Origin of the sequence: Muriicola sp. (genome assembly GCF_041567615.1) — a bacterium.
GTDB lineage: Bacteria > Bacteroidota > Bacteroidia > Flavobacteriales > Flavobacteriaceae > Muriicola.
This window is the reverse complement of record NZ_JBFGBM010000111.1, coordinates 1-8,914: the sequence shown is the minus strand read 5'-3', so window position 1 is coordinate 8,914 and position 8,914 is coordinate 1. Positions and strand designations below refer to the sequence as shown.

Annotated in this window: 11 protein-coding genes; 6 read left to right on the top strand and 5 right to left on the bottom strand. The window is 48.8% G+C overall.

Translation table 11 applies throughout. The annotated features are described in order from the left end of the window. Both ABYP73_RS08730 and ABYP73_RS08725 read right to left on the bottom strand, forming a co-directional pair. The coding region (locus tag ABYP73_RS08730; protein WP_372974061.1) for a DUF4136 domain-containing protein at nt 1-208 on the bottom strand (208 nt) is incomplete at its 3' end. A 64-nt stretch (nt 209-272) separates the two neighbouring features. Beyond that, complete coding sequence (locus ABYP73_RS08725; protein WP_372945053.1) at nt 273-431, bottom strand: DUF5522 domain-containing protein; 159 nt, start codon at nt 429-431, stop codon at nt 273-275. 183 nt (nt 432-614) lie between these two features. On the opposite strand from ABYP73_RS08725, the gene ABYP73_RS08720 reads away from it, so the two are divergent. Genes ABYP73_RS08720 through hemL form a run of 4 tightly spaced genes read left to right on the top strand, consistent with a single transcriptional unit; the run spans nt 615 to nt 3,973 of the window. Beyond that, complete coding sequence (locus tag ABYP73_RS08720; protein WP_372945054.1) at nt 615-947, top strand: hypothetical protein; 333 nt, start codon at nt 615-617, stop codon at nt 945-947. Between the two features lie 11 nt (nt 948-958). Further along, nucleotides 959-1,864, top strand: a complete 906-nt coding sequence (locus tag ABYP73_RS08715; protein WP_372974060.1) for a 1-aminocyclopropane-1-carboxylate deaminase/D-cysteine desulfhydrase — start codon at nt 959-961, stop codon at nt 1,862-1,864. Continuing rightward, the gene (locus ABYP73_RS08710) at nt 1,861-2,679 is read left to right on the top strand and encodes a glucosaminidase domain-containing protein (protein WP_372974059.1); all 819 of its coding nucleotides are present in this window, start codon (nt 1,861-1,863) and stop codon (nt 2,677-2,679) included. Before ABYP73_RS08715 ends, ABYP73_RS08710 begins: the two co-directional genes overlap by 4 nt. A gap of 4 nt (nt 2,680-2,683) precedes the next feature. After that, the gene (gene hemL, locus ABYP73_RS08705; protein ID WP_372974058.1) at nt 2,684-3,973 is read left to right on the top strand and encodes a glutamate-1-semialdehyde 2,1-aminomutase; all 1,290 of its coding nucleotides are present in this window, start codon (nt 2,684-2,686) and stop codon (nt 3,971-3,973) included. Nucleotides 3,974-4,001: 28 nt separating this feature from the next. Here the strand turns inward: hemL and ABYP73_RS08700 are convergent, their stop codons facing one another. The 3 genes from ABYP73_RS08700 to ABYP73_RS08690 all read right to left on the bottom strand — a co-directional run bounded on the left by ABYP73_RS08700 (nt 4,002) and on the right by ABYP73_RS08690 (nt 7,467). Further along, nucleotides 4,002-4,445 carry a hypothetical protein gene (locus tag ABYP73_RS08700; RefSeq protein ID WP_372974057.1) on the bottom strand — a complete coding sequence of 148 codons (444 nt, stop codon included), beginning with the start codon at nt 4,443-4,445 and terminating at the stop codon, nt 4,002-4,004. A gap of 166 nt (nt 4,446-4,611) precedes the next feature. Then, complete coding sequence (locus tag ABYP73_RS08695) at nt 4,612-4,776, bottom strand: hypothetical protein (protein WP_372945701.1); 165 nt, start codon at nt 4,774-4,776, stop codon at nt 4,612-4,614. 195 nt (nt 4,777-4,971) lie between these two features. Beyond that, nucleotides 4,972-7,467, bottom strand: a complete 2,496-nt coding sequence (locus ABYP73_RS08690) for a zinc-dependent metalloprotease (protein WP_372974056.1) — start codon at nt 7,465-7,467, stop codon at nt 4,972-4,974. Nucleotides 7,468-7,736: 269 nt separating this feature from the next. Here ABYP73_RS08690 and ABYP73_RS08685 point away from each other — a divergent pair, with 269 nt between their 5' ends. Further along, nucleotides 7,737-8,345 carry a hypothetical protein gene (locus tag ABYP73_RS08685; protein ID WP_372945703.1) on the top strand — a complete coding sequence of 203 codons (609 nt, stop codon included), beginning with the start codon at nt 7,737-7,739 and terminating at the stop codon, nt 8,343-8,345. Between the two features lie 357 nt (nt 8,346-8,702). After that, nucleotides 8,703-8,914, top strand: a 212-nt coding sequence (locus ABYP73_RS08680; protein WP_372974055.1) for a hypothetical protein, incomplete at its 3' end; no start/stop codon positions are given.

Below are 8,914 nucleotides of genomic sequence, written 5' to 3'. Positions count from 1 at the left end.
CCATTTCCGTTTCAATGGCCCTCAGGATCCTTTTCTTGTCAAGGTCAGAGATCTGTGCCTTGTCTATCCCGGTCTTGTAGAAAGCGTAGGTCTTATAGGAATTGAAATCAACGTTCCTGTCGTAGTCGGTGACCACTCTCACAGAAACACATGAACTTGCCAGCACAAGCAAGGCAAGTGGCAGTAAAACTAAAATCTTCTTTTTCATACGTACAGTTTTTTAAGGGTAAGGAACGTTAAAATACGCTCAAATATCATGCCGAATCCTCTGGTTATTGTCTTTTGACCCTGGGATCAAAACCATAGGGACAATGCCTGCAGTTACTCTCACAACAATACCCTCGTTTGAGGAGGTATTGTTCCGTAAAAACCTTATATCCTTCTTCAGAGAGGTAAAAATCCCCTTCCTCCAGGGGTATGATCTTTTTCACTATCGATCTTTCATTCAACCAACTACAAAATTACGGGTTTTCATCTTAATATGCCATGTCGGTTAAGCGGGTGCGGGCCCTGTTCAGCATGCCCACTCACCATTCATTGTCTGATATTCACAGACGCCTGAGTTCCAATCCCGGAAAAAGGCCTTATTTTTAACACTGAGGAAGGATATACTCATGGTGATCATCAGCAGGTACTTTTTTTACAGGAATTACGTGGCCCTTACCCTTTGGCCTTTTATCATCGTCAAGGCCCCTGAATTGACCCGCGATAAGGTGCTGATCAACCACGAACGCATACACCTAAGACAGCAGGAAGAACTCCTTATCCTTCCCTTTTATCTCTGGTATCTGCTCGAATGGGCCATAAAGATCCTTTGGTATCTCAGTCCCTACAAGGCCTACTGCAACCTGAGTTTTGAAAGGGAGGCCTATAAGTACGAATCAGACCCCACCTACCTCCAGAGGAGAAAAAGGTACTCCTTTACGCACTATCTTTGGAAGGCGTAACCGATATATTCGTGACCATACCCACCCAGGAAATACACCTTCCACTGCTCGAGGAAGCGGGGATCTGCCTCCGACTCCGGAGGGAAGACCTCCTGCACCCAGTCGTCTCGGGAAACAAATACCGAAAGCTGAAGTACAATCTGGAGGAGGCCCTGAAACAGGGGTACGATACCTTGCTCACCTTCGGAGGAGCTTATTCCAACCACATTCCGGCTACAGCATGTGCGGCTTCAGAAAAGGGATTGAGATCCATCGGGTTCATACGTGGGGAGGAACTTACGGATTCCTGGAAGGACAACCCAACGCTCCGATACGCTTCGGAAATGGGCATGCAACTGGAGTTTATGAGTCGGGCTGCGTATCGAAAAAAGAAAGAGAAGGCCTTCCTGCAGCATCTTGAAGACCGATATGGTCGCTTCTATTTGATTCCCGAAGGCGGGACCAACCAGCTTGGGATCAGGGGATGCCAGGAAATACTCCAACCCGGAGATGAGGCCTACGATATCATAGCCTGTGCAGTGGGAACGGGCGGAACGCTGGCAGGCATCAGCAGGTCGGTCCGTGAGAAGCAGAAAGTTTTTGGTTTTCCGGCTTTAAAAGGTGACTTTCTTAAGAAGTACCTGGAGGGTCTTACCCCACAAGACAACTGGACGCTCATTTGTGATTTCCATTTCGGGGGATATGGGAAAGTGACTGGAGAATTGATCGACTTTATCAATAATTTCAAGGCAGGAACGGGAATACCTCTCGACCCCGTCTACACGGGTAAAATGATGTTCGGCCTGCTGAAGATGGCGGAGGAGGAAAGATTTGAAAAGGGGACGAAGATCCTGGCCATGCATACGGGCGGTCTTCAGGGGATCACCGGGATGAATGGCTTTTTGAGAAAAAAGAACTTACCTTTGCTTACTGTATGAGGAAGATTTTTTTTACCTGTGCCCTGCTCGTGCTCATTTCGGGATGCGGCACCAAGAAAAGAACTACGTACGCCAAGGGGCAGGGTTCCGGTTCGGAAACGGAAAGATACAGGGGAGACGGAGATCTCAAGTCCATGCCTGAAGATACGGGGAGGTTCATGGAATTTCCCATCGCTTCTATTGAGGATTACATAGATACTTTTTCCGAGATCGCTCAGAACGAGATGAGGACCTACGGGATCCCGGCGAGCATTACCCTCGCCCAGGGAATTCTGGAAAGCGGTTTTGGGAGGGGGGAACTGACTCTGAAGACGAACAACCACTTCGGGATAAAATGCCATACAGGATGGGAGGGTCCCTATGCCCTGCACGATGACGATGAGGCAGGGGAGTGCTTCAGAAAATACAACCACCCTGTATATTCCTTCAGGGACCACAGCCTCTTTCTTACCACCAGGTCGCGTTACGCTTCCCTGTTCGAGCTGAGGCAGGACGATTACAAGGGATGGGCACATGGGTTGAAACAGGCCGGCTATGCAACAGACAGGAAGTACCCCCAGAAACTGATTAATTTCATTGAGCGTTACAGGCTTTATGAATACGACAGGGCAGTCCTCCAGGGCGACTACGCCGTTGCCAAGAGATCGGCTGCGGACCAATATCAGGTTCACATAGTTCAGGAAGGAGATACGCTTTATTCCATTTCGAGGCGCTATTTTACCACGGTAGAGGCGTTGAAGCAACTGAATGCCCTGAACGACAATATTATTTCCGTAGGACAGGAATTGAGAATACAGTCCAACAACATCAGATAAGATCATGAAGTACCAGAGAAGCAGCGCCCTGTTCAGGGAGGCTCAACGCTATATTCCGGGCGGGGTGAATTCCCCGGTCCGGGCTTTCAAGGCTGTGGGGGGAGACCCGGTCTTTGTAAAAGAGGCCAAGGGGGCTTACCTCTACGACGTAGACGGCAACCGCCTAATCGACTATATATCCTCCTGGGGTCCGCTCATCCTGGGCCATGCCTTCGAACCCGTTTTGGAGGCCGTCATAGAGAAGGCGAAAAAAGGGACCTCTTTCGGTATGCCTACCGAAATTGAGACGGACCTGGCAAGGCTCGCAGTTTCCATGGCGCCGAACATCGATAAGATACGGTTTGTGAACAGCGGTACCGAGGCCTGTATGAGTGCGATCCGACTTGCGCGTGGTTTTACGGGAAAGGAAAAGATCATCAAGTTTGCGGGATGTTACCATGGCCATGCAGATGCCTTTCTGATACAGGCGGGCAGTGGGGCGGTTACTTTCGGGAGCCCCAATAGTCCTGGGGTAACCCAGGGAACGGCCAAAGATACCCTCCTCGCCCGATATAATGACCTGAACAGCGTAGACGAACTCATCGCCGCCAACCAGGGAGAGATTGCCGCGGTCATCATCGAACCCGTTGCCGGGAATATGGGATGTATCATCCCTGAGGATTCCTTTATCCGTGGATTGAGGGAAAGGTGCACCAAAGCCGGAATCCTGCTCATCTTTGACGAGGTCATGACGGGCTTCAGGCTGGCTCGCGGAGGTGCCCAGGAAGTGCTTGGGATCCCGGCAGATATTGTCACCTATGGTAAGGTCATAGGCGGGGGATTACCCGTGGGCGCCTTTGCAGCCCGTAGTGAAATCATGGATTATTTGGCTCCCGTAGGCCCTGTCTATCAGGCGGGAACTCTAAGTGGTAACCCGTTGGCCATGAGTGCCGGTTTGGCCATGCTCACTGCCCTAAATGACAACCCCGCTGTCTTCGAGAGCCTGGACAAGAAAACCCGGTACCTTCACAAAGGGATCGAAAAGATACTTACAGAACATGGGATCGCCCACCAGATCAACCGTTTTGGATCCATGATCTCCGTGCATTTCACGGAAGAGCCGGTGGTCGATTTCGAAGGAGCCGTCAGAGGGAATAACGAAACCTTCAAGGCCTATTTCCACGGGATGCTCTCAAAAGGGGTCTACCTTCCGCCCAGTGCTTTTGAAAGCTATTTTCTAAACGATGCCCTGAGCTACGAGGACATCGACTTTACCCTTGATGCCCTAAAGCAGATAGCACCGAAATTAAAATAAGAAAAGGACCCGCATGGGTCCTTTTTTGTTAATGTCTACCCCGACCATCCCGGTCGCCATGAGGTCTGCGATGCTTCCTGTGATGTATGGCCTTCTCCCATTTTTCGAATTGCTCCTCGTTGAGGATCTTCTTCATTTTCTCCTTGCTGGCGATCATATGGTCCAGGCGTTCACTTTCCCTGGAGAATCGTTCGTCGGCACTGAGGACCTTGGCCGATTCTTTATTTCTTTCCTCTTTCCGGGCCTCCTTTTTTTCCTTGCGAAGGCGGGCATTCTCCAGATGAAATTTCTGCACCTCCTCCTGCTGTGCCTTCGAGAGGTCGAGCGCAAGGGTCATGCGTTTTGTTTTGAGGGTAGCGACCTGATCCGGGGTCAGTGGGTCTTCTGAGTGCCTGGGACCGTGTCTGTGTCCTTCCTGGGCCACTGCACTGCAACTGGCTATGACGAGCATAGCGATCATGATTTTTTTCATGTGTTGATGATTTAAGTTATACTCCTTTGACGTATTACTGTATCAAGGGTTTAGCGTGGAAATGGGATTTAAGACAGAATTAACGCTTGAGTTCTAAAACGAAAAAGCCCCGCTAGGTGCGAGGCTTTTTCTATGGGTGATTTGGGGATATGTATTTGGCAATCACTTACAGTGCTTCGTCTTTCTGATGCTGGAGATCGACCGACTCAGTTTGTACCAGCTGGACTTCCTCATTATTAAATTCTTCGGAGGATGTTTCCACCTGGCTGTAGATCAAGACAGAGGCGATGAAACAAATCAGGTAGATAAGACTTTTTACTTTGTAAGGCATGATCTGGGGTTTTAATTTCATCACTAATATAGGACCTAAAAGCAGGTGTTTTCCCGGAATGTTGTCCAGTGGCAGCCTGGTTGTGGTGAAAAGGCCGAAAGTTGTGGTAAACGGCAAAATGACATTTGGGTGATAAAAACCAAAAGGTACCGTTCACAGAATAAACGGTACCTTTTACAGAATGTGATTTCGACCCTAGCTGGGATCCAGGATCTTTTCTATACGCTGGACAATGTCCTGCAGGTGGTATTTGCTCATCCTGTCAGAGGTCCTGTTCACCGCATTCCTGGCGGCGGACTGTATGGTGCTGAGCTCTGCCCTGGCGATGGACCTCAGATCGGACTGACTCATGGTCACTGCGGTCGACTTACGATATCCCCCGAAGTCGGGCAGCTTCTTCTGGTCTTCGGCCTTCATGATATACTCCAGCCTGTCTACGTGGGCCTTTTGCAAATTCCTGCGATAGGTGTCAATGGTCCTGCCGGTCCGCAACTCGGACCAGAGTCCGCGCCTGATATCGGTCATCAGGTCTATCAGGGTATATGCATCCCTGCCGTGCATGGCCTCGTATTCTACCAGCCGTTCCATTTTTCCGAGGCTGAGCAGGTTGTTGAGGGTACGTTCCTGCAACCCTCTCAGGCGTTCTACAGAACCTGAGTATTCGATCTTAGCAAAAAGGTCCTTGTCCATCAGCCACTCAGGGGTTTCAAAAAGCTGATCGTGCAGGAATGCCACGCAATTCTCCTGATGTTCTTTGGGGACATAGGTATAGACAGGCCCCTCCTGGTCATAGGTTTTGTGATTTTCATAAACCCCGCCAATGTTATTGGAAACATGACCCATATAGCGATTGAACTGGGCGAGCACCTGGCCGTAAAGTGTTTCCAGGTCGTCGTAATTCTTCCCGTCCTCTCTGGTCCATTCAACCAGGTTGGGCACGATGCGTTTCAGGTTTTCGATCCCGTATTCGCCGGCGAGGATCGCATTGTCACCCAGGTCTTCGGTTTGAGAGCTGGGATCTACCACATCCCCGGCCTGCTGGTGCCCGAAACGGTAAAGGGGATCTCCTGCGTGCTCCAGGATCCAGGAATCCAGGACAGGCTTTTCCTCTTCGGCCGATTTATTCGGGATGGGTCGGTATCCCCATTTAATGGCGTATTTATCATAGATACCGATGTTCGGCATCAGGGCCACATCCCCGTCCTCGGGTTGGGCGATATAGTTAAAGCGGGCGTAGTCCATAATGGAAGGTGCCGTGCCGTATTTCTTTGTAAAGGAGGGTGACCGCAGGGAATCCACCGGATAGGCCACGCTGCTTCCCATGTTATGGGGCAGGCCCAAAGTATGGCCCACCTCGTGAGAGGATACGAACCTGATCAGCCTTCCCATGACCTCATCTTTGAAGGCCACACCCCGGGCATCCGGGTTGATGGCAGCGGTCTGTACAAAGAACCAGTTCCTAAGCAGGGTCATCACATTGTGGTACCAGTTGATATCCGATTCCAGGATCTCTCCGCTACGGGGATCGCTTACATGGGGCCCGTTTGCGTTGGGAATAGGGGAGGCCAGGTAGCGAACCACGGAATAGCGCACATCCTCAGGAGACCACTCAGGGTCTTCTTCCGGGGATGGCGGGTCCTTGGCGATGATCGCATTTTTAAATCCTGCCGCCTCAAAGGCTACCTGCCAGTCCTCGATCCCCTGTTTGATATAAGGAACCCACTGTTCGGGAGTGGCGCGGTCTACGTAATATACTATGGGTTTTTTGGGCTCTACGAGTTCGCCTCGTTTGAATTTTTCCATGTCCTCTTCCTTAACTTCCAGTCTCCACCGGTCGAGGTAAGTAATGGTCTTACTCTCCTGTGCTTCGAGACCGTAATCTACCTGACCCCTTGCAAACCAGCCTACCCGCCTGTCGAAGTACCTTCTTTTCATGGGCTCTTTGGGAAGCAGGATCATGGAGTTGTTGATCTCTATGGAAATGGACCCGAGGCTCTCGTTGGAGGGAGGATCCCCGGCATTGTAGGTTTTCACATGCCTTGCCTCAATGTTCAGAGGGTAGCTTTTGATGGATTCGATAAAACTCCTGCTGTCATCCAGCCTCGTGGCCTTGTATCGCTTTCTGTACCGGTCTGGCATACCCAAAGCCTGTACGTCCTTTGTAAAAAGATCGTCGACCTCTATCACGGTGGCCGGGTTCAGGGAATCTTTTTTAAAGGCCTTGATGTCGAAGGAATAGAGCACCGGCTCAAAATTGGAATTTACCACAGCCTCGTGTACGGGAAGGGAATCAGCGGCTACCACGTCATGACTCACCACACGGAGCAGCACCTTCTTGGATTTCTTTTCCCACCTGAGAACCTGGGTATTGATCTTTCCACCCCCGAAACCAATGCCCGAAGCTGTCTTGGAGATCCTGCTCACCATGAGCATCTCCCGGTTGAAGAGGGAATCCGGGATCTCATAAAAATGGGTATCGTCCACCACGTGGACCTTAAAAAGGCCATCGTCCGTGATAGCCTCCTTGGTGATGACCTTTTCATAAGGTTCAATTTCACCTTTCTTGCTTTTGGCTGCAGGTTTGGCAGCTTCTGTTTTTTTCTTCTTTTTGAAAAGTTGAGCATCAACCGATTGGGAGTATCCTGCAAAAAGTAGTACAACCAGGATTTTCGGAAGTAATTTTCTTATCATTTTCAGGTTCTTTTGATTTTGAAATTTTTCAAAGAACTGAAAAAATCACAAAGGGTACTGTTAAGGAATTCTTAAGTAGCTCTGGGCACGTGTCTGGCTTGCTCCCTACACATAAATTTCACTAAATCAAATTATTAAGAATAAAGAAGAAGGAAAAAATCTTCTTGGTTTCGGAGGTTTTCAAGTGTTAATTATCCGCCAACAATGTAACATTTCACGTTTTACAAAGTCTTATAGACAAAGAATTACAACCATCAATCAATCGAGAAATGAACAAACTATTTATCCTATGTGGAATGGTTTTCCTGGGGATAACCTCCACGCCGCAATCACCCGAGACTATTGAGACAGAATCCCTTGAGACCCTCACTCCTGTGACATTCAAGGCTACCTGGAATCAAGATCAGGTCGATCACCTGATCAATTTTTCTGAGGTATGTAAGGAATCAAAGTACATGGAAGAGCTGGACATAGCCTCCATCGCTTATGAGGAAGTAGAAGAGCCCATCCTGCTGGGTTTTGATACCCGGGAGTATCTGCCCGAGAATTTTAACCCCTATGTCTCTTATGTGGATTTAAACGCGATCCCATTTATGGAAGAAAACGAGGAGGAGATCTTCCCCTCGGCATTGATCGCTCTTTTGCCTGAGGGATTCAATGCCTACGCAGCTCCTGTCGATTTTATGAACATATCCTATATAGAGGAAGAGGATTTGGACCTGGACTTCGATACCAGTAAGTGGTTGCCCGAAGGATTTGATCCTTACGCTCGCGACCTGGATCTGAACACCATCGTTTATATTGAGGAGGAAGAGCTCGACCTGGGGTTTGATACCTCTCTCTACCTTCCGAAGGATTTCGATCCCTACAGCCTGTAAAGCATCTTTAAATGAAATAAAGATTTCATTGAGATATTTGAATTAGTTAGTTGAGAAGCCCCGCTGATGCCGGGGCTTTTTTATGGGCCAATCGGAGTTGTTTTTTAACGCTCCGCCTCCTTCTGCGACTGCTTAACAAAAGTTTAACTCACTGCATTAGTGGTAATAAAACATGACGCCAAGTGCTTTAATAGATCTTTTTGAACCTCCGGATTATCAACTTGATAAGAAGAATCTATAGAAATTACGAAAGTCATAATCACAGCTGATAACGCTGATTGTTAATCATTTCTGAAGGGCAATAAAAACGGGGTTTTCGGGTTATATCTTTGCCTTAAAATGTAATCAGAAAATGTTATGAATACACAAAATACATTACTTTATATCCTTCTTTTCTTCGGTTTTGGACTGAGTTCATCAGCCATGGAAAAGAGAAACGAGATCAGCCTGGAAGTGGATTCCATCACCTATATTGAAGAGGAAGACTCTGCGTCTTTGGACTTTAATACGGAGGCGTTTTTACCGGAGGATTTCAACCCCTACAGTGCGCCTGAAAACATCCTTCACGT

Coding starts and splice junctions, on each gene's coding strand:
- ABYP73_RS08720 (WP_372945054.1), top strand. CDS start 615: ATGGTGATCATCAGCAGGTACTTTTTTTACAGGAATTACGTGGCCCTT.
- ABYP73_RS08710 (WP_372974059.1), top strand. CDS start 1,861: ATGAGGAAGATTTTTTTTACCTGTGCCCTGCTCGTGCTCATTTCGGGA.
- hemL (WP_372974058.1), top strand. CDS start 2,684: ATGAAGTACCAGAGAAGCAGCGCCCTGTTCAGGGAGGCTCAACGCTAT.
- ABYP73_RS08700 (WP_372974057.1), bottom strand. CDS start 4,445: ATGAAAAAAATCATGATCGCTATGCTCGTCATAGCCAGTTGCAGTGCA.
- ABYP73_RS08695 (WP_372945701.1), bottom strand. CDS start 4,776: ATGCCTTACAAAGTAAAAAGTCTTATCTACCTGATTTGTTTCATCGCC.
- ABYP73_RS08690 (WP_372974056.1), bottom strand. CDS start 7,467: ATGATAAGAAAATTACTTCCGAAAATCCTGGTTGTACTACTTTTTGCA.
- ABYP73_RS08685 (WP_372945703.1), top strand. CDS start 7,737: ATGAACAAACTATTTATCCTATGTGGAATGGTTTTCCTGGGGATAACC.